Genomic DNA, 21,694 nt, shown 5'->3' with positions numbered 1-21,694 from the left:
CGACGGCCGTCGTCCACGCCGGACCACGGGGTCCCCGATGAGCCGGCTGCTGGACGCCGACGACATCCGGCGGGCGCTGCGCCGCCTCGCCCACGAGCTGGTCGAGGCCAACCACGGCGCCGACGGGCTGGTCCTGATGGGGATCCAGACCCGTGGGGTCCCGCTCGCACGACGCCTGGCCGCCAACATCGGCGAGATCGAGGACGTCGAGGTCCCGGTCGGCCCGCTCGACGTGACCCTGTACCGCGACGACGTCGCCTCCCGCCCACCCCGCGCCCTCGCCGACACGCGCTTCCCGGTCGACGTCGACGGCACGACCGTGGTCATCGTCGACGACGTGTTGTTCACGGGCCGCACCATCCGCGCGGCGATGGACGCGATCCTCGACGTCGGGCGTCCGGACGCGATCCGGCTCGTCACCCTGGTCGACCGCGGTCACCGCGAGCTGCCGATCCGCGCCGACCACGTCGGCAAGAACCTGCCGACCGCCCTGGCCGAGCGGATCAGCGTGCGCCTGGCCGAGATCGACGACGTCGACGAGGTCGTCCTCGAGGCCGTCCCGACCCACGATCCGGCCCCTGCCGGCGAGTCGGGAGCCCGGGCATGAAGGCGACGCGACTGATCAGCATCGACGACCTGGACGCCGAGGACCTCGCCCTCGTGCTGGACACGGCCGAGGTGATGGACGAGATCTCGGCCCGCCGCATCAAGAAGGTCCCGACCCTTCGTGGCCGGACGGTCTGCAACCTGTTCCTCGAGGACTCGACCCGGACCCGGCTCAGCTTCGACATCGCCGCCAAGCGCCTGTCGGCCGACGTGATGAACTTCTCTGCCAAGGGGTCGAGCGTGTCCAAGGGCGAGTCGTTCAAGGACACGGCCCTGACCCTGGACGCGATGGGCGTCGACACCGTGGTGGTGCGATCGGGCTCGTCCGGGGCGCCGCTGCAGCTCAGCCAGTACCTCGACGTGCCGATCCTCAACGCCGGGGACGGGTGGCACCAGCACCCGACCCAGGCCCTGCTCGACCTCTACACCATGCGGAGCCACTTCGGCCACCTCGCGGGGCTGACGGTCACGATCTGTGGGGACATCATCCACTCGCGCGTGGCCCGCTCCGAGATCGAGGCGCTGACCCTGGCCGGCGCCACCGTCCGCCTGGTCGCGCCCGACACGCTGCTGCCGACCGACTTGTCCGCATGGACCGACGGGGGCAACGTCGAGGTCATCACCGACCTCGACGACGCGTTGGGCGACTCCGACGTGCTGTACCTGCTGCGGGTCCAGCGCGAGCGCATGCACCGCGCCTTCTTCCCCTCGACCCGCGAGTACCACCGTCTCTACGGCATGGACGCCCGGCGCCTCGCCGCGCTGCCGGACCACGCGATCGTGATGCACCCCGGCCCGATGAACCGCGGGGTCGAGATCACGCCGGACGTCGCCGACTCGCCACGGGCCCTGATCACCGACCAGGTCAACAACGGGATCGCGGTGCGCATGGCCTGCCTGTACCTGCTCATCGCCGGCTCGGAGGTCGACGCATGACGTTGATGCTGAAGGGTGGCCGGGTGGTCGACCCGACCCGCGGACACGACGACGTCGCCGACGTGCGCCTGGACGGCGAGCGGATCGTGGAGGTCGGACCGGACCTGGCCGACCAGGCCGGCGACGAGGTCGTCGACTGTGCCGGGCTGTGGGTCCTGCCCGGGCTGGTCGACCTCCACACCCACCTGCGCGAGCCCGGCTTCGAGGATGCCGAGGACATCGCCACCGGGTCCGCGGCCGCGGCGGCCGGCGGCTACACCGCCGTGGCCCCCATGGCCAACACGCTCCCGGTGTGCGACACCGCGGCTGTGGCCGAGCTGGTCGAGCGTCGCGGTCGCGACGTCGGGCTGGTGGACGTCCGCCCGGTCGGGGCGATCACGGTCGGACTGGCCGGGCAGCGACTGGCCGAGATGGGCGAGCTGTACGACTCGCACGCGCGGGTCGACTTCTTCTCCGACGACGGCATCCCGGTCACCGACACCCTGATCATGCGCCGCGCACTCCAGTACGCGGCGCGGTTCGACGCGGTCGTGGCCAACCACAGCCAGGACATGGACCTCACCGAGGACGCCCAGATGAACGAGGGGCGGATGTCGGCCGTGCTGGGCCTGCCGGGCTGGCCGCACGAGGCCGAGGAGGTCATGATCGCGCGCGACCTGCTGCTGGCCGCCGGGCTGGGGGCGCGCCTGCACGTCCCACACGTGTCCACCGCCGGCAGCGTGGAGTTGATCCGCCTTGCCAAGCAGCGTGGCGTGCGGGTCACCGCCGAGGTCACCCCGCACCACCTCCACCTCGACGACACGGTGGTGGCGACCTACGACCCGGTCTACAAGGTCAACCCACCCGTGCGGACCCGCGACGACGTGCTCGCCCTGCGGGCCGCCCTGGCCGACGGGACCATCGACGCCGTCGCCACCGACCACGCCCCGCACCCCCATGAGCAGAAGGACCAGGAGTGGGACCACGCCCCGTGCGGGATGCTCGGGCTGGAGACCGCCCTGGCGGTCGTCGTCACCGACCTCGTCGAGCCCGGTGACCTGCCCCTGCTCGACGCGGTCGCGGCGTTCACGACCCGACCGGCCGGGGTCCGCGACATGGGTGGCCACGGGGGGCCGATCGCACCCGACGCCCCGGCCAACCTGGTGGTGGTGGACCCCGACGCACGCTGGACCGTAGACGGCCGGGCCCTGCACTCCCGTGCCCACAACACCCCGTTCCACGGCGAGACCCTGACCTCCCGGCCGGTCCACACCCTGCTCCGTGGCCGCTTCACACTCAGAGACGGGGTCGTCGCCGACCCGAAGGTGCCCGCATGAGCCGCCTGCCCGTGACCCCCGACCGACCGGCCCTGCTGGTGCTCGAGGACGGCTCGGCCTTCCGTGGCCGTGCGTTCGGCGCCGACGGGACCGCGTTCGGCGAGTCGGTGTTCAACACGGCGATGGCCGGCTACCAGGAGGTCCTCACCGACCCGTCGTACCGCCGACAGGTCGTGACGATGACCGCGCCGATGGTCGGCAACTACGGCACGTGCGAGGCCGACGCCGAGTCCGACCGGATCCAGGTCGCCGGGTTCGTCGTGACCGAGGCCGCCCGTCGGGTCTCCAGCCACCGCGCCACGTCCACCCTGCGCGACGACCTGCTCGACGCCGGGGTGGTCGGCATCGAGGGGGTCGACACCCGTGCCGTCACCCTGCGCCTGCGCGACCACGGTGCGATGCGCTCGGGCGTGTCGACCGAGGTGCTCGACGTGGACGAGCTGCTGGCCCGGGTGCGCGAGTCGCCGACGATGGGGGGTCGCGACCTGACCGGCGAGGTCACCACCGCGCAGGCCTACGACGTCGCGGCCACCGGCGAAGCCCGGTTCCGGGTGGTCGCGATCGACTACGGCGTGAAGCGACGGATGCTGCGGCTGCTGGCCGACATGGGCTGCGACGTCCGCGTCGTGCCCGCCACCTCCACCGCCGAGGACGTGCTGGCCCACGAGCCCGATGGCGTGCTGGTGTCCAACGGCCCCGGTGACCCCGCGGCGGTCATCCATGGCCAGGCGACCGTGCGTGGCCTGCTGGGCCGGGTCCCCGTGTTCGGCATCTGCCTGGGCTCGCAGCTGCTGGGCCTCGCACTGGGCGCCGAGACCACCAAGCTCGCCTTCGGCCACCACGGGGTGAACCAGCCCGTGCAGCGACGCCGCGACGGCGTGGTCGAGATCAGCTCGCACAACCACGGGTTCGCGGTCGTGGCCGACAGCCTCGGTGCGCTGGCCGGCGACGGGGTGTTCACCACCGCCGACCACGGCCGGGTGGCTGTCACCCACGTCAACCTCAACGACGACTGCGTCGAGGGCCTGGCCTGCCTGGACCTGCCGGCCTTCGCGGTGCAGTACCACCCCGAGGCCTCCCCGGGGCCGCACGACTCGCGCTACCTGTTCGACGACTTCGCGCGTCTCATGGAGACCGGGCAGACACCCGCGCACCACGCCTTCGCCACCGCCCCCGCAGGAGCCTGAGCATGCCACGTCGTGACGACCTGACCTCGGTCCTGGTCCTCGGGTCCGGGCCGATCGTGATCGGCCAGGCCTGCGAGTTCGACTACTCCGGGACCCAGGCCTGCAAGGTGCTCCGGGAGGAGGGTCTGCGGGTCGTGCTGGTCAACTCCAACCCGGCGACGATCATGACCGATCCCGAGCTGGTCGACGCCACCTACGTCGAGCCCCTGACGGTCGCGTCGGTCACGCGCGTGCTCGAGGCCGAGCAGGTCGACGCGGTCCTGCCGACCCTGGGGGGCCAGACCGCCCTCAACCTCGCGGTCGAGCTCCAGGAGGCCGGGGTCTTCGAGCGGCTGGGTGTCGAGGTGCTGGGAGCGGACCTGGACGCCATCCAGACCGCCGAGGACCGCCAGCGGTTCAAGGACGCCATGACCGAGATCGGGCTCGAGTCGCCCGCCTCCACCCACGTGCACTCGGTCGAGGGGGCCCTGGAGGCCGCCGACGAGTACGGGTTCCCGGTCGTCCTGCGCCCGTCGTTCACCCTCGGGGGCAAGGGTGGCGGCATCGCCCACGACCCCGACGAGCTGCGCGACATGGCACGGCAGGGCCTGCACGACTCGCCGGTCCACCGGATCCTGGTCGAGGAGTCCGTGCTGGGCTGGAAGGAGTACGAGCTGGAGGTGATGCGCGACACTGCGGACAACTGCGTCGTGATCTGCTCGATCGAGAACGTCGACCCGATGGGGGTGCACACCGGCGACTCGCTGACCATCGCCCCGGCGATGACCCTGTCCGACCCCGAGTACCAGCAGATGCGCACGGCCTCGTTCGCGGTGCTGCGTCGCATCGGCGTCGAGACCGGCGGGTCCAACGTGCAGTTCGCGGTGGATCCCGCGACCGGTCGCCAGGTGGTCATCGAGATGAACCCTCGCGTGTCGCGGTCGTCGGCCCTGGCGTCCAAGGCCACCGGGTTCCCGATCGCCAAGATCGCCGCGAAGCTCGCGATCGGCTACACCCTCGACGAGATCCCCAACGACATCACCCGCGAGACCATGGCGGCCTTCGAGCCCACGATCGACTACGTGGTCACCAAGGTCCCGCGGTTCGCCTTCGAGAAGTTCCGTGGCACCGACGACACGCTGACCACGAAGATGAAGTCGGTCGGGGAGGCGATGGCGATCGGCGGCACCTTCCGCGAGTCGGTGAACAAGGCACTGCGCTCGCTGGAGGACGGCCGGGTCGGCTTCGGGGCCCAGGCGCCGCTGGAGGTCGACGACGAGGACCTGCGGGCACGGCTGCGCCGGCCCACCGCCGACCGGCTCCGCGCCGTCGACGAGGCGCTGACCCGTGGCTGGTCGGTCGACGACGTGTCGTCGCTGACCGGCATCGACCCGTGGTTCGTCGACCAGTTCCTCCAGCTGGTCGAGCGTCGTCGCGAGGTGCGTGGCGTCGAGCACCTGCACGCACTCGGCGACGACCTGCTGCGCGCCGCCAAGGCCGACGGGTTCAGCGACGACCAGCTCGCCGCGCTGCTGTCGACCACGTCGGACGCGATCCGCCAGCGCCGGATCGACGCCGGCATCCGCCCCGTCTTCAAGACCGTGGACACCTGTGCCGGCGAGTTCACCGCCCACACCCCGTACCACTACTCGACCTACGACCTGGTCGACGAGGTGGTGCCGGCCGACCGCGACACCGTCATGGTGCTCGGCTCCGGCCCCAACCGGATCGGGCAGGGCGTCGAGTTCGACTACTGCTGCGTCCACGCCGTGCAGGCACTCGGCGAGGCGGGCTACGAGACCATCATGGTCAACTGCAACCCCGAGACCGTCTCGACCGACTACGACACCTCCGACCGGCTGTACTTCGAGCCACTGACGTTCGAGGACGTCATGGAGGTCGTGGACCGCGAGCAGCCGGTCGGCGTGGTGGTCGCGATGGGTGGCCAGACCCCGCTGAAGCTGTCACGTCGCCTGGAGGCCGCCGGGGTGCGGATCCTGGGCACCTCGCCCGACGCGATCGACGCGGCGGAGGACCGGGGCCGGTTCGGGGCCCTGATGACCGAGCTGGGCGTGTCGATGCCCGCCGGCGGCGTGGCGCACTCGGCCGACGAGGCCCGGGCGATCGCGGCACGGCTGTCCTACCCGGTGCTGGTGCGGCCGTCCTACGTGCTCGGTGGCCGGGCCATGGAGATCGTCGACGACGAGGCCGGCCTGGACACCTATCTCGCCACCGCCCTGGCCGACGAGGACCTCCATGCCGAGGGTGGCGTGTCGATCCTCGTGGACCGGTTCCTCGACGGCGCCATCGAGGTCGACGTCGACGCCGTCTACGACGGCATCGAGTGCTTCGTCGGGGGCGTGCTCGAGCACATCGAGGAGGCCGGGGTCCACTCGGGTGACTCGGCGTGCACGCTGCCCCCGATCACGCTGTCGCGTGGCACCGTGGCGCAGATCGCCGAGATCACCCGGGGCATCGCCGAGGGCCTGGGGGTGCGTGGGCTGGTCAACATCCAGTTCGCCACCCGGGACGACCAGATCTGGTGCATCGAGGCCAACCCGCGGGCGTCGCGCACCGTGCCGTTCGTGTCGAAGGCGACCGGCGTGCCGCTGGCGCGGGTGGCCGCCCGGGTGATGGCCGGTGAGACCCTCGCCGAGTTGCGGGCCAAGGGGCTGGTCCCGGAGCACGACGCCGTCACCGGGCCGCGGCCCGGACACGTGGCGGTCAAGGAGGCCGTGCTGCCCTTCGATCGCTTCCCCGGCGTGGACGCCCTGCTGGGACCGGAGATGCGCTCCACCGGCGAGGTCATGGGGATCGACACCACCTTCGGGGCGGCCTTCGCCAAGTCCCAGGCCGGCACCGGGTCGATGGTGCTGCCCACGTCCGGGACGGTGTTCGTCTCGGTGGCCAACCGGGACAAGCGTTCGATCGTGTTCCCGGCCAAGCGCCTGGCCGACCTCGGATTCGACCTGGTCGCGACCGAGGGGACCGCGGACCTGCTGCAGCGCGCCGGGGTGGCCGCGGACGTCGTCGCGAAGGTGTCCACGGGCGACACCGAACTGCTCGACATGGTCGCGGACGGTCGGGTGACGCTGGTCCTCAACACGCCGAGCGGACCGGGGACCCGCGACGACGGCTACATGATCCGCCAGGAGGCGATCGCGGCCGGGGTCCCGTGTGTCACGACGCTGTCGGGCATCCTGGCCGCCATCCAGGGCATCGAGGCGGTCCAGGCCAACGGCATGCAGGTGGCCAGCCTGCAGCAGCACCTCGCGCGTGTGGCCAGCGCGCGCGACGGTGGCGAGGGCGACGTCGACACGGCGATGTCCGGCAGCGACGACCCGGACGTGGCACCGTCGGGGACGACCGCCGGGGTGGGAGCAGCCAGATGAGCGTGCAGGGACGCGACGTCGGACCCGTGTCGATGACCTGCGAGGTCCTCGACCGGCGCCGACTCGGCCGGTACTGGGGCCTGACCCTGTCCGCGCCCGAGATCGCCCGTCGGGCCGCACCGGGCCAGTTCGTCAACATCGCGGTGTCGGCCCCCGGCACCCTGCTGCGACGACCGTTCTCGATCGCCGGGGCGGCGCTGGGGGGCCACGTGGCGGGCACCATCGACGTGGTGCTCGACCCGCACGGCCCGGGCACCGACATGCTGGCCGGCGTGCCGCCGGGGGCGAGCCTCGAGGTGCTCGGTCCGCTCGGCCGGGCCTTCCCCCTGCCACAGCGACGGGTGTCGGCGCTGCTCGTGGGTGGGGGCTACGGGGCGGCCCCGATGTACTACCTGGGGGAGCGACTCCGGGCCGAGGGCCACCGGGTCAACTTCCTGGTCGGGGCAGCAGACTCCAGCCGGATCATCGACCCGATCGTGCCCAAGCGCATGGCGACGTGGTCGTCGTTCACCACCGAGGACGGCTCGATGGGCCACCGTGGCCGGGTCACCGACCTGCTCGCCGAGGACCTCGAGACCACGGCCGCGGAGGTCGTGTACGCCTGCGGACCCAACGCCATGCTGGCCGCTGTCGGCGACATCTGCGAGGCGGCCGGGGTGCCCTGCCAGGTCGCGGTCGAGGAGCACATGGCCTGCGGTGTCGGGGTGTGCATGACCTGCATCCTGCCGATCCACACCCGCAAGGGTGTCCAGAACCGTCGTGTCTGCGTGGACGGCCCCGTGTTCACCTCGACCCGGATCGCCTGGGAGGAGTCGCGCTACACCGAGACCGCCCACGAGCCGGTGGACGACGACCTGGACGACCGCGATGCGTCCGACCACGACGGTCGCGGGCCCGACGACTCCCGGGCCGACGAGGGCCACTTCACCGCTGGCGTCCGCACGGTCCGGACGGGGGGTCGGCGATGAGCACGACGACCCGGCCCACCGGACGCACCACCGGGGTCGACCTGTCGGTCGACCTCGGTGGCCTGGTGCTGCCGAACCCGATCATGACTGCGTCCGGGTGCTTCGCGTCGGGGCGCGAGATCGACGCGCTGTGGAACGTCTCCGAGCTGGGTGCGGTGGTCGCGAAGTCGGTCACGCTCGAACCCCGGGAGGGCCTGCCGACCCCGCGCATGAGCGAGACCCCGTCGGGGATGCTCAACGCCATCGGCCTGCAGAACCCCGGCGTGGACGCGTGGCTCGAGCGGGACGTCCCGTGGCTCGCCTCCCGCGGTGCCCGGGTGGTCGCGTCGATCGCCGGCAACAGCGTCGACGACTACCGCGAGGTGGCCCGGCGCGTCGCGGCCTCCCGCAGCGTCGCGGCGGTCGAGGTGAACCTGTCGTGTCCGAACGTGTCACACCGAGGGTTGGTGTTCGCCTGTGACCCCGGCCGCTCGGCAGAGGTCGTGCGGGCGGTCCGCCAGGCGCTGCCCGACCGCCCGCTGTTCGCCAAGCTCACCCCCGACGTCACCGACATCGCCCGGATCGGACGCTCGGTCGTCGAGGCGGGCGCCACCGGGATCTCGGCCATCAACACGACGTTGGGCATGGCCATCGACGCCGAGACGGGGCGTCCCAAGGTCGCCAACGGGTTCGCCGGGCTGTCGGGTCCGGCGATCCGCCCGATGGCCGTGCGCGCCGTCCACCAGCTGTTCACCGAGCTCGGCCCCGAGGTGCCGATCATCGGCATGGGCGGGGTCCGGACCGTCACCGACGTCGTGGAGATGGTGCGCGCCGGTGCGTCCGCCGTCGCCATCGGCACGGCCACGTTCGCCGACCCGTTCACCGCCGCGAACCTGGTCCGCGACCTCGGTCCGTGGCTGGGGCGACGTGGCCACACCGCGCTGGCCGACCTGCGGGGCCGCATCGAGCCGTGGCCGCACCACCCTCGCTGAGGTCCGGCCGGTGCCCGGTCGGGCGGCGGCCGACCGGGACGCTCGCCTAGCGTGGGCACCCCCGACACGAGGTCCCGTGTGACCGAGTCCCGAACCGCCACCGACGAGTCCGTGACGTTGCCCGAGTTCGTCCGCTCCCTGCCCAAGGCCGAGCTCCACCTCCACGTCGAGGGGACCCTCGAGCCCGAGCTGCTGGTCCGGCTCGCCGAGCGCAACGACGTCGACCTGCCCTGGTCATCGGTCGACGAGGTCCGATCGGCCTACGACTTCGTCGACCTCCAGTCCTTCCTCGACGTCTACTACGCCGGCATGGCGGTCCTGCGCACGCCCGACGACTACGCCGAGCTGATGACGGCCTACCTCGACCGCGCGGTCGCCGACGGCGTGGTCCGGGCCGAGATCTTCTTCGACCCGCAGGCACACGTGGAGCGTGGGGTGGGCTTCCCGGGCTTCATGGAGGGCTTCCGGGCCGCGATGGCCGATGCCCGCCGGGTCCACGGGATCACCAGCGAGCTGGTGCTGTGCGTCCTGCGACACCTGTCCGGCGAGGACGCGCTGGCGACCGTGGAGGCAGCCGAGCCGCACCTGGACGGGGTCGTCGCCATCGGGCTGGACTCCGCCGAGGTCGACAACCCGCCCGAGCGGTTCGTCGACGCGTTCGCCCGGGCACGCGAGCTCGGCCTGCGTGCGGTGGCCCACGCCGGGGAGGAGGGGCCACCGTCGTTCATCACCGGCGCGCTGGACGAGCTGGGGGCCGAGCGCATCGACCACGGCGTGCGCTGCCTCGAGGACACCGACCTGGTCGCACGGTTGCGACGCGACCGGGTCCCCCTGACGGTGTGTCCGCTGTCCAACGTGGCCCTGCGCGTCGTGGACACGCTCGCGGACCACCCGCTGCCTCGGCTGCTGGCGGAGGACCTCGTGGTGACGATCAACTCCGACGACCCGTCGTACTTCGGTGGGTACGTGGGGGACAACCTCGTCGCCGTGGCCGAGACCTTCGACCTCGACCGCGACGTCCTGGTCGAGCTGGCCGCCAACTCGATCACGGCGTCGTTCCTGGAAGACGACGTCAAGCAGATCCACCTCGCCGACCTCGACGCCCGTCCCTGAAACGGGGTGTCGTCGCGGGGCGAGGACGTTCGTCTAGGTTGCCGGGCACGCGGTCCGACCCCGCCCCCCCACGCCCGTGCGAAGGTCCCCCCACATGCCCGAGTCGATCACCGATCCCACGTCCACCGCCACACCGTCATCGGGCCGCGGATCGGGCCTCGACCGGTACTTCCACGTCACCGAGCGTGGCTCGACCATCAGCACGGAGGTCCGGGCCGGGATCACGACGTTCCTGACGATGGCCTACATCATCTTCGTCAACCCGTCGATCCTGTCCAACGCGATCGACGTCGAGGGCGCGTTCCCCCAGCTGCTGACGGTCACCTGCCTCGCGGCGGCGTTCGGGACCCTGGTGATGGCGCTGTGGGCCAACCTGCCGTTCGCGCTCGCCCCGGGGCTGGGACTCAACGCCTACTTCGCCTTCACCGTCGTCGGTGGGCTGGGGTACTCGTGGCAGACCGCGCTCGGCGCGGTGTTCGTGTCCGGGCTGCTGTTCCTGGTCATCTCGTTGACCGGGCTGCGCCAGTGGATCCTCGAGGCGATCCCGCTGTACCTCAAGCACGCGATCACGGCCGGGATCGGGGCGTTCCTCGCGATCATCGGCTTCGCCGGTGCCGGCCTGATCGGGGACTCGCCCGACACCCTGGTCACGCGTGGCGACTGGACCTCGCCGACCCTGTGGCTGGCCGTTGGTGGCGTGGTGCTGGCCGGCGCGCTGCTGGCCCGGCGGGTCAAGGGCGCCCTGGTGATCGCCATCGTGGCCGTCACCGTCGTCGCCATGGTCTCCGGCCTGGAGGTCTACCCAGGTGCCGACGGCCCCGTGGCCTTCCCGGGCTTCACCGACGGCGTGGTCGGGTTCACCTGGCCCAGTGACCTGGTGGGGGCCCTGGACATCCCGGCCGCGTTGGGCACCGGGGTGCTGTCGGTGGTGTTCACCTTCCTGTTCGTCGACTTCTTCGACACGGCCGGGACCCTGATCGGCCTGACGGACAAGGCCGGCATGATGGACGAGGACGGCACCATCGACGCGCCGATGCCCGCGTTCGCTGCCGACGGGCTGGCCACCAGCGTCGGGGCCGTGCTGGGCACGTCGTCCACGACCACCTACATCGAGTCGGCTGCCGGTGTCGAGGAGGGCGGGCGGACCGGCCTGGCCTCCCTGGTGGTCGGGGGCCTGTTCCTGCTCGCGATGGTGTTCGCGCCCCTCGCCAGCGTGATCCCCGAGGTCGCGACCGCCCCGGTCCTGGTCGTGATCGGGGCGATGATGATGACCTCGGTCACGAAGATCGACTGGACCGACGTCACGCAGTCGGTGCCGGCCTTCCTCGCCATCGTGGGGATGCCGTTCACCTACTCGATCACCGACGGCATCAGCCTGGGCATCATCGCCCACGTCGCGATCATGACCCTGGCCGGCCGGGTCCGCGAGATCCGACCGGTGATGGCGATCCTGGCCGTGCTGGTCGCCTGGCGCTTCTTCGTCCTCGGATAGTCCGACACGAGAACGGGCAGCCCGTCTCCGGGCTGCCCGTTGGTTCGTGCGGCGGGGGTCGGTCAGAGGCGACCGGTCCCGTCGCAGGCGGGGCAGGTGATGAGCTGGAAGTGGAGGGGGGCGCCGAGCGGCGTCTGGCCGGTGGCCAGGCAGGTGGGGCAGTTGCCCGCGCGACGGATCGCGTCACTGGTGGGCTGGCGGCGACGGAGCTTCATGGGTGTTCCGATGTGGGTGCTGCGGTTGTGTGCGGTCGGTCGAGGATCTGCACCGGGTTCGTGGTGCGGACGCTCGGTCGTCGGGGGTGGTGACACCCGCTCCTGGCGTGGCGAAACACGGCACCCGCGACATCGTCGACGGTATCCCTGGCGTGGTCGCCGGGGGAGGCCCGGGGCGGTCCCGACCCGTCCGGACGATCACCGCACCGACGTCACGTCCGGTGTGGCCGTCGGATGGTCGTCACGGACCGGTCACGACGTCGTGTCGGCCCGGGCGGTCGCGAGCTTCACGCAGGTCACGAAGACCTCCATCGCCCGGCGGACGTCGTCCTGCGCCGGGTAGGTCGGCGCGAGCCGGATGTGGCTGTCGTCGGGGTCGTCGCCGTACGGGAAGGCAGCCCCCGCCGGGGTCAGCTTCACCCCGGCTCGCGCGGCGAGGTCGACGATCTCGCCGGCGAGTCCCGGTCGGGACCAGAACGAGACGAAGTAGCCCCCGCTGGGCGTGCTCCAGTGGCCGTGCCGGCCGTCGTCGCCCAGCCCGTCGGCGAGGACCTCCTGCACGATCGCGAACTTGGGCCGGATCAGCTCCGCCTGCGCCGCCATGTGGTCGCCGATGGCGCGCGAGCCACCCAGCTTGCGGACGTGGCGGAGGTGGTTGACCTTGTCCGGCCCGATGGTGAAGTACTGGAGGTGGTCGCGGAACGCGGCGAGGTTGCCGAGGCTGGTGCCCAGGAAGGCCACACCGGACCCGGCCAGGGTGATCTTGGAGGTCGACGCGAACTGCACCACCGAGTCCTGGGTGCCGTTGACCTCGGCCTCGGTGAAGATCGACTCGAGGTAGTCGGGTTGGTCGGTCAGGTCGTGCACGGCGTAGGCGTTGTCCCACATGATCCGGAAGTGGTCGGAGGCGACCTGGCCCAGCCGGGCGAGCCGACGCACGACCTCGGTGGCGTAGGTGATCCCGGTGGGGTTGGCGTACTTCGGGACGCACCACATGCCCACGACGTCGTGGTCGTTGCCGACCAGCTCCTCCACCCGGTCCATGTCCGGACCGTCCTCGGTCAGCTCGACCGGGACCATCTCGATGCCGAGGTGCTCGGTCAGCGAGAAGTGGCGGTCGTAGCCCGGCACCGGGCACAGCATCTTCGGCTGGCCCCGGTTCCAGGCCGTGTCGGGGCCACCGACACCGAACACGTGCGCGTGCACCAGGTAGCGCCCCATCAGCTCGAGGCTGGAGTTGCCACCCGCGAGCACGTTGGTCGCCGGCATCCCCAGGAGCCGACCGCCGATGGCCTTGATCGACGGCAGGCCGTCGAGCGAGCCGTAGTTGCGCGTGTCGACCCCGTCGAGCATCCAGTCGTCACCGATGATCCCGTCGAGGTCCGTCGACAGGTCGAGCTGGTCCGCGCCGGGCTTGCCACGGGTCAGGTCGAGGTCGAGGCCGGCGGCCACGAGGTCGGCATGGGCCTGCTCGAGTTCGTCGAGCGAGGCTGCGGGAGCGGTGGTGCTGGCGAGGTCGGACATGGCGAGACTTCCGGGAATGGCTGCCGGGGCGGGGTGGGTGGAGGCGTGCAGGCTGCCGTGACAGCCTATGTCGCGTGCCCGAGGGTCAGGACACGCCCCACCGGTCCCGGTAGGCGGCCAGTCGATCGAGGTCGTCGGCGGACAGGACGTCACGACCGGGGGCCGTCAGGACCTCGACGACCCGGTCGATGTCGGTGATCGCCGTGGCCCGCAGGCCGAACTCCTCGGCGACCTCGTCCAGGGCGGTGACGTCGTCACGCGTGCCGCGCTCGCGACGGTCCACCGACACCACCAGCCCGACCACGTCGACGTCGGCCACGGCGCGCAGCTTCGGGACCGTCTCGCGGATCGACGTCCCGGCCGTCGTGACGTCCTCGACGATCACCACCCGCTGGCCGTCGGTGGGGACGTGGCCCACCAGCGAGCCCCCCTCGCCGTGGTCCTTGGCCTCCTTGCGGTCGAAGGTCCAGGCGACGTCGAGCCCGTGGTCACGCTGCAGCGACACGGCCGTGGCCACGGCCAGCGGGATCCCCTTGTAGGCCGGCCCGAACAGGACGTCGACGTCGTCGCCGAAGGTCGCGACGACGTGGTCGGCGTAGGCCCGGCCGACCGTGTCGATCTGGGCACCGGTCCCGAGGTTGCCGAAGTTCAGGAAGTACGGCGTCGCCCGACCCGACTTCGTCGTGAAGTCGCCGAACGCCAGCACGTCGTGCTCCAGCAGGAAGTCCACGAAGTCGGCCGTGTCCATGGCAGTGCCTCCCAGGTGTCGAGGAGCCCGAGTGGGTGCAGTTCGGTGCGCGTTCCGCTCGGTCCTGCACCCACTCGGGCGAACTAGTAGTGCCAGGGGACGCCGGACCAGTCGCGGGGGCGCTTCTCCAGGAAGGCGTCGCGGCCCTCGACGGCCTCGTCGGTGCCGTAGATCAACCGGGTCGCCTCGCCGGCGAAGACCTGCTGGCCGACCAGGCCGTCGTCGGTGAGGTTCATGGCGAACTTGAACATCCGCGTGGCGGTGGGCGAGTTGGACAGGATGGTCCGGCCCCAGTCGATCGCGGTCTGCTCGAGCTCGTCGTGGGGCACGGCCCGGTTGACCGTGCCCATGCGCACGCCGGCCTCGGCGTCGTAGGTCTCGCCCAGCAGGAAGATCTCCCGGGCGAACTTCTGGCCGACCTGCTTGGCGAGGTAGGCCGACCCGAAGCCGCCGTCGACCGAGGCCACCGCGAGGTCGGTCTGCTTGAACCGGGCGTGCTCCCGTGACGCGATGGTCAGGTCGCACACGACGTGCAGCGAGTGGCCGCCGCCGGCCGCCCAGCCGTTGACCACGGCCACGACGACCTTGGGCATGTGCCGGACCAGGCGTTGCACCTCGAGGATGTGGAGCCGCCCCGATCGCCCCGGGTCGACCCCCGAGGCGTCCTCGGCCCCATCCACGGTCGTGGAGTAGCGGTAGCCGTCGGCCCCACGGATGCGCTGGTCGCCACCGGAGCAGAACGCCCGACCGCCGTCCTTGTCACTGGGCCCGTTGCCGGTCAGCAGGACACAGCCGACGTCGGAGGACTGGCGGGCGTGGTCCAGTGCCTGGTGGAGCTCGTCGACGGTGTGGGGTCGGAAGGCGTTGCGGACCTCGGGACGGTCGAAGGCGATGCGCACGATGCCGGCGTCGACGTGGCGGTGGTAGGTCAGGTCGGTGAGGTCGAACCCCGCGACGGCCTGCCACGCGGACGGGTCGAACAGTTCGGACACCTCGGACACCATGGGGGATCGGCCTCGCTCGCGGACGGCGCCAGCCTAGGTGATCGGCGTCTCCGCCAACCTCGCCGGGTCGGCTCCTAGGATCGTGCCCCGCCGACATCGGGAGCCGCCGTGGCCGACCAGCAGCGCTTCATCGACGACAACCGCGCGATGTGGGACGACCGTGCGCCCGCCCACGCCGCGTCGCGCGACTACCGGGTCGAGGAGTACCGGACCGACCCGGACGCGCTGTCGACCGTCGTGGCGTTCGACCGCCAGTGGCTGGGGGACATCGCCGGCCGCAGTGCGGTCCACCTCCAGTGCCACATCGGGACCGACACGATCTCGCTGGCGCGCCTGGGTGCCACGCCGGTCGTCGGGCTCGACCTGTCGCCGGCGTCGATCGAGCAGGCGCGGGGGTTGGCGGCGGACACGGGCGACGAGGTCGAGTTCGTGGTCGGGCCGGTCGACGACGCCGTCGAACTGCTTGGCGGGCGCACCTTCGACCTGGTCTACACCGGGGTCGGGGCGCTGTGCTGGCTGCCCGACATCGACCGTTGGGGCGGGGTGGTCGCCGACCTGCTGGCCCCCGGCGGGACGGTGTTCGTCCGGGACGCCCACCCGGTCCTGTTGTCGCTGGACGACGAAGACGACACCTTCACGCTCCGGTACCCCTACTTCGAGACCGACGAGCCGATTACCTGGACCGGCGACGACACCTACGTGGACGTGGCCGACCACCAGGTCGCCGACCTGCCGAGCCACGAGTGGAACCACGGGCTGGGCGAGATCGTCACCGCGCTGCTGGACCGCGGGCTGGTGGTCGACCACCTCGTCGAGCACACCTGGACCGACTGGCCGCCCTGGGGCCTGTGGGAGCCGGTCGCCCCGGGGTTCTGGGCCCTGCCCGAGCCGCTCCGTGCCCACCTGCCGACCATGTTCTCGGTACGGGCCCGGCGACCGTCGTCGACCTGACCCCCGACCGCGCCGGTGCCGAGGTCGCCTAGCCTGACCCTCGGCCCACCCCGACGCCGACGTCCCTCCGCGGAACACCGGCGCGGGGTCGGGTCCGTGCGCCGGCGGCCGACGCACGCCGTGCACCAGTCCAGGGGGCGACCATGGTGGTACCCGAGCGAACCGACGAGCAGCGTCGCGCGGCCCTGGAGCGGGCCCAGGAGGTCCGCACGACCCGGGCCTCGATCAAGCAGATGCTCGGCGCCGGGGAGATCTCGCTGGCCGACCTGCTGGAGCGGGCCGACGACAACGACGTGGTCGCCGGGATGCGGGTGTCCGACGTGCTGCGCGCCCTGCCGAGGATCGGCCCGGTGCGCAGTCGTCGGCTGATGGAGGGACTGGACATCGCCGCGTCCCGCCGCCTGGGGGGGCTGGGTCCTCGCCAGCGGCGCGACCTGTTGGACGCGCTGTCGTGAGTGGCCTGCTGGTGGTGGTCGCCGGCCCCTCCGGGGTGGGCAAGGGCACGGTGCTCGGCGGGGTCATGGACGTCCTCGACGAGGCCGAGAAGTCGGTGTCGGCGACGACCCGCGAGCCCCGACCGGACGAGCGGGAGGGGGTGCACTACCACTTCGTCGAGCCCGACGAGTTTGCCCGGCTGGTCGCCGCCGACGCCTTCCTGGAGCACGCCCAGTTCGCCGGGCACTGGTACGGCACCCTGCGCACGGCGGTGGCCGAACGCCTCGCCCGCGGGCGCGTGGTGATCCTCGAGATCGAGGTCCAGGGCGCCGCCCAGGTCGCCGAGCGGGTCCCGGAGGCACTGCGCATCTTCCTGGCGCCGCCGGACATGGACGAGCTGAGACGCCGGCTGGCCGCCCGGGGCACCGAGGACGACGCGCAGGTCGAGGCGCGGCTCGACCGTGCACGGGTCGAGCTGGCCGCGGCCGACTCGTTCGACCACGTCGTGGTCAACGACCAGCCGGATCGCGCCGTCGCCGAGGTGGTCGAGCTGATCGAGCGTGCCCGGCGCGACCGGATCAGCCGGGGCGCGTCGGCCCGGCTGCCCGAGGGTTCGTCCGGCCGGTGACCGCAGCCGGCAACCGACGTGCGACCCGGTAGAATCACGTCAACCACCTCGGCGTGCCCGATCCGTGCTCCTCCGTGGAACTGCGGGGCCGCGCGCGAACACGTCGCGGCGGCGACCCTCGCCATCCCCGGTGACCACGCTGCCGCCCGCACGATCGTGGCGACCACGCCCGTCCGCACGCTCCCGAACTCGTCAGGCAACCTCCATGGCCCACATCGACGACCTGATGGACGCCACCTCGTCCAAGTTCCACCTCACCATCCTGGCCGCCAAGCGCGCCCGGGAGATCAACGCCTACTACCAGCAGCTGGGCGAGGGGACCGGGCGACTGGTGCCGCCCCTGGTGTCCACCGAGTCCAACAAGCCGTTGACGATCGCCCTCGAGGAGATCGCCCAGGGCAAGGTCGAGGAGGGCGAGCCGGCCGAGGAGCCGACCCGCGACCCGCTGGCCTTCATCGAGGCCGACGAGGACCTGCTCAGCATCGTCGAGGACGAGGCCCCCTCGACGGCTCAGCCCGACGGCGACGCCGGCGCGTGAGCGGCACGGTCGCCGACATCGCGTCACTGCGCAACCGGCGGATCGTCATCGGGGTGACCGGTGGCATCGCGGCCTACAAGGCACCCCTGGTGGTGCGTCGGTTGGTGGCGGCCGGCGCGGACGTCGACGTCGTGCTGACCCGTGGCGGCGCCCGGTTCGTGGGTGCTGCAACCTTCGAGGGGCTGACCGGACGCGCGGTCCGCAGCGAGGTGTGGGACGCCGTCGAGGAGGAGACCCACGTCGCGCTGGCACGGCACGCCGACGTCGTGGCGGTCTACCCGGCGACGGCCCACACGATGGCCCGGGCCGCCAGCGGGCTCGCCGACGACCTGTTGACCACCACCCTGCTGGCGACCACGGCGCCGGTCGTCATGGCACCGGCGATGCACACCGAGATGTGGGAGCACCCGGCCACCCGGGCCAACGCCGCCGTGCTGCGTGAACGCGGTGTCGCGCTGGTCGGTCCCGCCGAGGGCGCCCTGATGGGCGGAGACGTCGGCGCAGGGCGCGCGGTCGAGCCCGACGCGTTCGTCGCGGCCGTCGTCGCCGCCCTGGGCCAGGACCGGGAGACCCCCGTCGGTGGCGTGCCCGACCTCGAGGTCGTGGCGGACCCCGACGAGCAGCCGTGGGCCGGACGTCGCGTGGTCGTGACCGCCGGGGGGACCCGCGAGCCGATCGACCCGGTGCGCTGGCTCGGCAACCGCTCGACCGGTCGCATGGGCATCGCGATCGCCGCGGCCGCGGCTCGCCGTGGTGCCGACGTCGACCTCGTCATCGCCGGCTCCGAGCTGCCGACACCCCCCGGGGTCACCCGGGTCGAGGTCACGACCGCCAGCGAGATGCACGAGCAGGTGCTGGCGCGCGCCGATGCCGACGTGGTCGTGAAGGCCGCCGCGGTCGCCGACTTCCGCCCCGCGGACGTGGCCCAGCGCAAGCTGAAGAAGGCGGACGGCACCCCGACGCTGTCGCTGGTGCCCAATCCCGACATCCTCGCCGACCTGGGCCGGCGACGCGCCGAGGGCGGAGGCGGCCCCACGGTGCTGGTCGGGTTCGCCGCCGAGACCGACGACCCGGTCGCCAACGGCCGGGACAAGCTGGCGCGCAAACAGGCCGACCTGCTGGTCGTCAACGACCTGACCGCGACCGGTGCCGGCTTCGGCCACGACACCAACGAGGTCGTCATCCTGGCGGCCGACGGCAGCCGGACCGACGTCGCGCTGACCAGCAAGGACGAGGTGGCCGACCGACTGCTGGACGTGGTCGATGTTCGCCTGGCCGCCGCCGATCCGGCACCCTCGCGGGAACCGGCACCGGGCCGCTGACCGACCTCGCGGCGCTGCCACCCACACCACCCCTTCCACCCCTTCCACCCCACCAGAACCGAGGAGCCGTCCGTGTCCCGACGACTGTTCACCTCCGAATCCGTGTCCGAGGGCCATCCCGACAAGATGGCCGACCAGATCTCCGACAGCATCCTGGATGCGATCCTGGCCGAGGATCCGGACGGCCGCGTCGCCTGCGAGACGCTGGTGACGACCGGCATGGCCGTGGTCGCCGGCGAGATCTCGACCTCGACCTACGTGGACATCCCACGGGTGGTCCGCGACACGATCCTGTCGATCGGCTACGACTCCTCCGACCTGGGGTTCGACGGCAACACGTGTGGTGTCCTCGTCGCCCTCGACGAGCAGTCCAGTGACATCGCGATGGGGGTCGACGAAGCGCTCGAGCACCGTGGCCAGACCACCGAGGACCGCTACGCCACGCTCGGCGCCGGTGACCAGGGGATGATGTTCGGCTTCGCCTGCCGCGAGACCGAGTCGATGATGCCCCTGACCATCGACCTCGCCCACCGCATGGCACGCAAGATCGCCGACGTGCGCCACAAGGGCGAGCTGACCTGGCTGCGGCCCGACGCCAAGACCCAGGTGACCGCCTGGTACGAGGACGATCGCCCGGTCGGGGTCGACACGGTCGTGGTCTCCACCCAGCACGACGACGACGTGACCCTCGACCAGGTCCGTGCCGGCGTGACCGAGCACGTCGTGCACCCGCTGCTGCCCGACGACACCGACCCCGACGACGTGCGGATCATCGTCAACCCGACCGGACGCTTCGTGTCCGGGGGGCCCGTCGCCGACGCCGGCCTGACCGGCCGCAAGATCATCGTCGACACCTACGGCGGCGTGGCCCGACACGGTGGTGGGGCGTTCTCGGGCAAGGACCCGTCCAAGGTCGACCGCTCGGCCGCCTACGCCACCCGCTGGGTCGCCAAGAACGTCGTGGCCGCCGGGCTCGCGGACCGCTGCGAACTCCAGGTCGCCTACGCGATCGGCAAGGCCGAGCCCGTGTCCCTGATGGTCGAGACCTTCGGGACCGAGACCGAGGACCCGGCCCGCATCGAGGAGGCGATCCGCCAGGTCTTCGACCTGCGCCCGGCCGCCATCATCGACGCGCTGGACCTGAAGTCGCCCGGCTACCGCGAGACCGCCGCGTACGGCCACTTCGGCCGTGACGGTGACCGCTTCACCTGGGAGCGCACCGACCGCGCCGACGCCCTGCGCGACGCGCTGTAGGACGCTGACGGACCCGTCCGCCGCCGCCGACCCGTCGTCCGACCCGACGGGCGTGGCGGGCGGTCCGGTCGGGCCCACGTCCGCCTCGACGCGGACGTCGAGCGATCCCGGGGCCCGGACCGACCTGCTCCGGGCCATCGTCGAGGTCGAGCCGTACCACCTCGACCGGCCCTTCGACTACCTGGTGGGTGACCTGCCCGACGCCGTCGACGTGGGCTGGCGCGTCGAGGTCGTGTTCGCCGGCCGGGTCCGTCGCGCCCTGGTCGTCGAGCGCCCGTCCCACACCGACGTCGACGAGGGACGCCTGCGGGCGGCCCGCCGGGTGCTGGGGGACTACCCCTGGGCGACGCCCGACGACCTCGCGCTGTTCGACTGGGCGGCACGGCGCTGGGGTGGGACCCGCGCCGACGTCGTGCGACATGCGCTGCCGGGCCGCGTCGTGCGTGTCGAGCAGTCCCTGGCCGAGGCGGGCCTGCTCCCGTGGGGGCCCGACGCCGAGCGGCCGGTCGGTGCGCCGGACCCGTTGCCACTGGGCTGGGCCGCCTACGAGCACGGCGGTGCCGACGTGTGGCAGTCGTTGCACGCGGGCGCCGACGCGCGGGTGTGGCGCCCGCTGCCGGCCGAGGATGTCGCCACCCGGCTGGCCGAGGCCGTGCGCGCCACCGTCGCGGGAGGACGCGACGCCCTGGTGGTGGTGCCCGACGCGGGATCCCGGGTCGCCGCGCGGCTGGTCACGATCCTGCGGGAGACCACCGACCTCGCCCGCGACGAGCTTGTGGACGTCACCGGCCTGAGCTCGGGGTCCGCGGTCACCCGGGCGTGGCTGCGCGCCCGGGTCGGGCGTGCGCGGGTCGTCGTGGGCGAGCGCCGGGTCGCGCTGTGGCCGCTGGCCCACCCGGGCCTGTTCGTCGTCCTCGACGAGGCCAACCCTGCCCTCAAGGAGCGTCGCAGTCCCCGTCACCACGCCCGTGAGGTCGCGCTGGAGCGTGCCCGCCGGGCCGATGCGGTCGCGGTGCTCACCACCCACGTGCCGTCCGCCCCCGCGTGGGCGCTGCTGCGCGCCGGCCGGATCGGCGGGGTGACCGCGGCACGCGCCGCCGAGGTCGCCGCCGCGC

At 72.2% G+C, this 21,694-nt stretch carries 19 protein-coding genes and 1 pseudogene; 16 read left to right on the top strand and 4 right to left on the bottom strand.

Going from position 1 to position 21,694, the window contains the following annotated elements:
• Nucleotides 1–37 precede the first annotated feature (37 nt).
• The 9 genes from pyrR to KR546_RS16300 all read left to right on the top strand — a co-directional run bounded on the left by pyrR (nucleotide 38) and on the right by KR546_RS16300 (nucleotide 11,960).
• The gene (gene pyrR, locus KR546_RS16340; RefSeq protein WP_238445787.1) at nucleotides 38–607 is read left to right on the top strand and encodes a bifunctional pyr operon transcriptional regulator/uracil phosphoribosyltransferase PyrR; all 570 of its coding nucleotides are present in this window, start codon (nucleotides 38–40) and stop codon (nucleotides 605–607) included.
• Nucleotides 604–1,542 carry an aspartate carbamoyltransferase catalytic subunit gene (locus tag KR546_RS16335; RefSeq protein ID WP_238445786.1) on the top strand — a complete coding sequence of 313 codons (939 nt, stop codon included), beginning with the start codon at nucleotides 604–606 and terminating at the stop codon, nucleotides 1,540–1,542. Before pyrR ends, KR546_RS16335 begins: the two co-directional genes overlap by 4 nt.
• 5 nt (nucleotides 1,543–1,547) lie before the next feature.
• Nucleotides 1,548–2,858 carry a dihydroorotase gene (locus tag KR546_RS16330; RefSeq protein WP_238445807.1) on the top strand — a complete coding sequence of 437 codons (1,311 nt, stop codon included), beginning with the start codon at nucleotides 1,548–1,550 and terminating at the stop codon, nucleotides 2,856–2,858.
• Nucleotides 2,855–4,045: a glutamine-hydrolyzing carbamoyl-phosphate synthase small subunit gene (gene carA / locus KR546_RS16325; RefSeq protein WP_238445785.1), complete on the top strand. Its 1,191-nt coding sequence runs from the start codon at nucleotides 2,855–2,857 to the stop codon at nucleotides 4,043–4,045. The genes KR546_RS16330 and carA overlap by 4 nt, the downstream gene beginning before the upstream one ends.
• A gap of 2 nt (nucleotides 4,046–4,047) precedes the next feature.
• Nucleotides 4,048–7,416 carry a carbamoyl-phosphate synthase large subunit gene (carB, locus tag KR546_RS16320; protein ID WP_238445784.1) on the top strand — a complete coding sequence of 1,123 codons (3,369 nt, stop codon included), beginning with the start codon at nucleotides 4,048–4,050 and terminating at the stop codon, nucleotides 7,414–7,416.
• A complete protein-coding gene (locus KR546_RS16315; protein ID WP_238445783.1) occupies nucleotides 7,413–8,384 on the top strand; it encodes a dihydroorotate dehydrogenase electron transfer subunit in 972 nt (323 codons plus the stop codon). Before carB ends, KR546_RS16315 begins: the two co-directional genes overlap by 4 nt.
• Complete coding sequence (locus KR546_RS16310; protein WP_238445782.1) at nucleotides 8,381–9,355, top strand: dihydroorotate dehydrogenase; 975 nt, start codon at nucleotides 8,381–8,383, stop codon at nucleotides 9,353–9,355. Before KR546_RS16315 ends, KR546_RS16310 begins: the two co-directional genes overlap by 4 nt.
• Nucleotides 9,356–9,433: 78 nt before the next feature.
• The gene (locus KR546_RS16305; protein ID WP_238445781.1) at nucleotides 9,434–10,468 is read left to right on the top strand and encodes an adenosine deaminase; all 1,035 of its coding nucleotides are present in this window, start codon (nucleotides 9,434–9,436) and stop codon (nucleotides 10,466–10,468) included.
• A 94-nt stretch (nucleotides 10,469–10,562) separates the two neighbouring features.
• Nucleotides 10,563–11,960 (top strand): NCS2 family permease, encoded by a 1,398-nt coding sequence (locus KR546_RS16300; RefSeq protein ID WP_238445780.1) that lies wholly within the window; start codon nucleotides 10,563–10,565, stop codon nucleotides 11,958–11,960.
• Between the two features lie 62 nt (nucleotides 11,961–12,022).
• On the opposite strand, the gene KR546_RS16295 is transcribed toward KR546_RS16300, so the two are convergent.
• The 4 genes from KR546_RS16295 to KR546_RS16280 form a co-directional block, all read right to left on the bottom strand.
• Nucleotides 12,023–12,175, bottom strand: coding sequence for a hypothetical protein (locus KR546_RS16295; protein ID WP_238445779.1), 153 nt, complete (start codon nucleotides 12,173–12,175; stop codon nucleotides 12,023–12,025).
• Nucleotides 12,176–12,427: 252 nt separating this feature from the next.
• On the bottom strand, nucleotides 12,428–13,699 hold the full coding sequence (locus tag KR546_RS16290; RefSeq protein ID WP_238445778.1) for an aspartate aminotransferase type Ic: 1,272 nt from the start codon (nucleotides 13,697–13,699) through the stop codon (nucleotides 12,428–12,430).
• A gap of 85 nt (nucleotides 13,700–13,784) precedes the next feature.
• Nucleotides 13,785–14,447, bottom strand: a complete 663-nt coding sequence (gene pyrE, locus KR546_RS16285; RefSeq protein ID WP_238445777.1) for an orotate phosphoribosyltransferase — start codon at nucleotides 14,445–14,447, stop codon at nucleotides 13,785–13,787.
• A gap of 83 nt (nucleotides 14,448–14,530) precedes the next feature.
• Nucleotides 14,531–15,451: a 1,4-dihydroxy-2-naphthoyl-CoA synthase gene (locus tag KR546_RS16280; RefSeq protein ID WP_238445776.1), complete on the bottom strand. Its 921-nt coding sequence runs from the start codon at nucleotides 15,449–15,451 to the stop codon at nucleotides 14,531–14,533.
• A gap of 108 nt (nucleotides 15,452–15,559) precedes the next feature.
• On the opposite strand from KR546_RS16280, the gene KR546_RS16275 reads away from it, so the two are divergent.
• From KR546_RS16275 to KR546_RS16245, 7 genes and pseudogenes are all read left to right on the top strand, one after another.
• Nucleotides 15,560–16,402 carry a class I SAM-dependent methyltransferase gene (locus KR546_RS16275; RefSeq protein WP_238445775.1) on the top strand — a complete coding sequence of 281 codons (843 nt, stop codon included), beginning with the start codon at nucleotides 15,560–15,562 and terminating at the stop codon, nucleotides 16,400–16,402.
• Nucleotides 16,403–16,545: 143 nt separating this feature from the next.
• A complete protein-coding gene (mihF, locus tag KR546_RS16270) occupies nucleotides 16,546–16,857 on the top strand; it encodes an integration host factor, actinobacterial type (RefSeq protein ID WP_238445774.1) in 312 nt (103 codons plus the stop codon).
• Nucleotides 16,854–17,465: a guanylate kinase gene (gmk, locus tag KR546_RS16265; protein WP_238445773.1), complete on the top strand. Its 612-nt coding sequence runs from the start codon at nucleotides 16,854–16,856 to the stop codon at nucleotides 17,463–17,465. The genes mihF and gmk overlap by 4 nt, the downstream gene beginning before the upstream one ends.
• 205 nt (nucleotides 17,466–17,670) lie before the next feature.
• A pseudogene (rpoZ, locus tag KR546_RS16260) lies at nucleotides 17,671–17,898 on the top strand (DNA-directed RNA polymerase subunit omega); the annotation flags it as partial.
• A gap of 131 nt (nucleotides 17,899–18,029) precedes the next feature.
• Nucleotides 18,030–19,325: a bifunctional phosphopantothenoylcysteine decarboxylase/phosphopantothenate--cysteine ligase CoaBC gene (gene coaBC, locus KR546_RS16255; RefSeq protein WP_238445806.1), complete on the top strand. Its 1,296-nt coding sequence runs from the start codon at nucleotides 18,030–18,032 to the stop codon at nucleotides 19,323–19,325.
• A gap of 72 nt (nucleotides 19,326–19,397) precedes the next feature.
• Nucleotides 19,398–20,579 carry a methionine adenosyltransferase gene (gene metK / locus KR546_RS16250; RefSeq protein ID WP_238445772.1) on the top strand — a complete coding sequence of 394 codons (1,182 nt, stop codon included), beginning with the start codon at nucleotides 19,398–19,400 and terminating at the stop codon, nucleotides 20,577–20,579.
• A 52-nt stretch (nucleotides 20,580–20,631) separates the two neighbouring features.
• The coding region (locus tag KR546_RS16245; RefSeq protein ID WP_338019178.1) for a primosomal protein N' family DNA-binding protein at nucleotides 20,632–21,694 on the top strand (1,063 nt) is incomplete at its 3' end.

This window comes from Salsipaludibacter albus (assembly GCF_019798055.1).
Classification (GTDB): domain Bacteria; phylum Actinomycetota; class Nitriliruptoria; order Nitriliruptorales; family Nitriliruptoraceae; genus Salsipaludibacter; species Salsipaludibacter albus.
This window is presented reverse-complemented; position numbering and strand designations above follow the sequence as displayed.

Bases quoted from the DNA above. Each gene is read 5' to 3' on its own strand.
- pyrR (WP_238445787.1), top strand. From the start codon at position 38: ATGAGCCGGCTGCTGGACGCCGACGACATCCGGCGGGCGCTGCGCCGC.
- KR546_RS16335 (WP_238445786.1), top strand. From the start codon at position 604: ATGAAGGCGACGCGACTGATCAGCATCGACGACCTGGACGCCGAGGAC.
- KR546_RS16330 (WP_238445807.1), top strand. From the start codon at position 1,548: ATGCTGAAGGGTGGCCGGGTGGTCGACCCGACCCGCGGACACGACGAC.
- carA (WP_238445785.1), top strand. From the start codon at position 2,855: ATGAGCCGCCTGCCCGTGACCCCCGACCGACCGGCCCTGCTGGTGCTC.
- carB (WP_238445784.1), top strand. From the start codon at position 4,048: ATGCCACGTCGTGACGACCTGACCTCGGTCCTGGTCCTCGGGTCCGGG.
- KR546_RS16315 (WP_238445783.1), top strand. From the start codon at position 7,413: ATGAGCGTGCAGGGACGCGACGTCGGACCCGTGTCGATGACCTGCGAG.
- KR546_RS16310 (WP_238445782.1), top strand. From the start codon at position 8,381: ATGAGCACGACGACCCGGCCCACCGGACGCACCACCGGGGTCGACCTG.
- KR546_RS16300 (WP_238445780.1), top strand. From the start codon at position 10,563: ATGCCCGAGTCGATCACCGATCCCACGTCCACCGCCACACCGTCATCG.
- KR546_RS16295 (WP_238445779.1), bottom strand. From the start codon at position 12,175: ATGAAGCTCCGTCGCCGCCAGCCCACCAGTGACGCGATCCGTCGCGCG.
- KR546_RS16290 (WP_238445778.1), bottom strand. From the start codon at position 13,699: ATGTCCGACCTCGCCAGCACCACCGCTCCCGCAGCCTCGCTCGACGAA.
- pyrE (WP_238445777.1), bottom strand. From the start codon at position 14,447: ATGGACACGGCCGACTTCGTGGACTTCCTGCTGGAGCACGACGTGCTG.
- KR546_RS16280 (WP_238445776.1), bottom strand. From the start codon at position 15,451: ATGGTGTCCGAGGTGTCCGAACTGTTCGACCCGTCCGCGTGGCAGGCC.
- mihF (WP_238445774.1), top strand. From the start codon at position 16,546: ATGGTGGTACCCGAGCGAACCGACGAGCAGCGTCGCGCGGCCCTGGAG.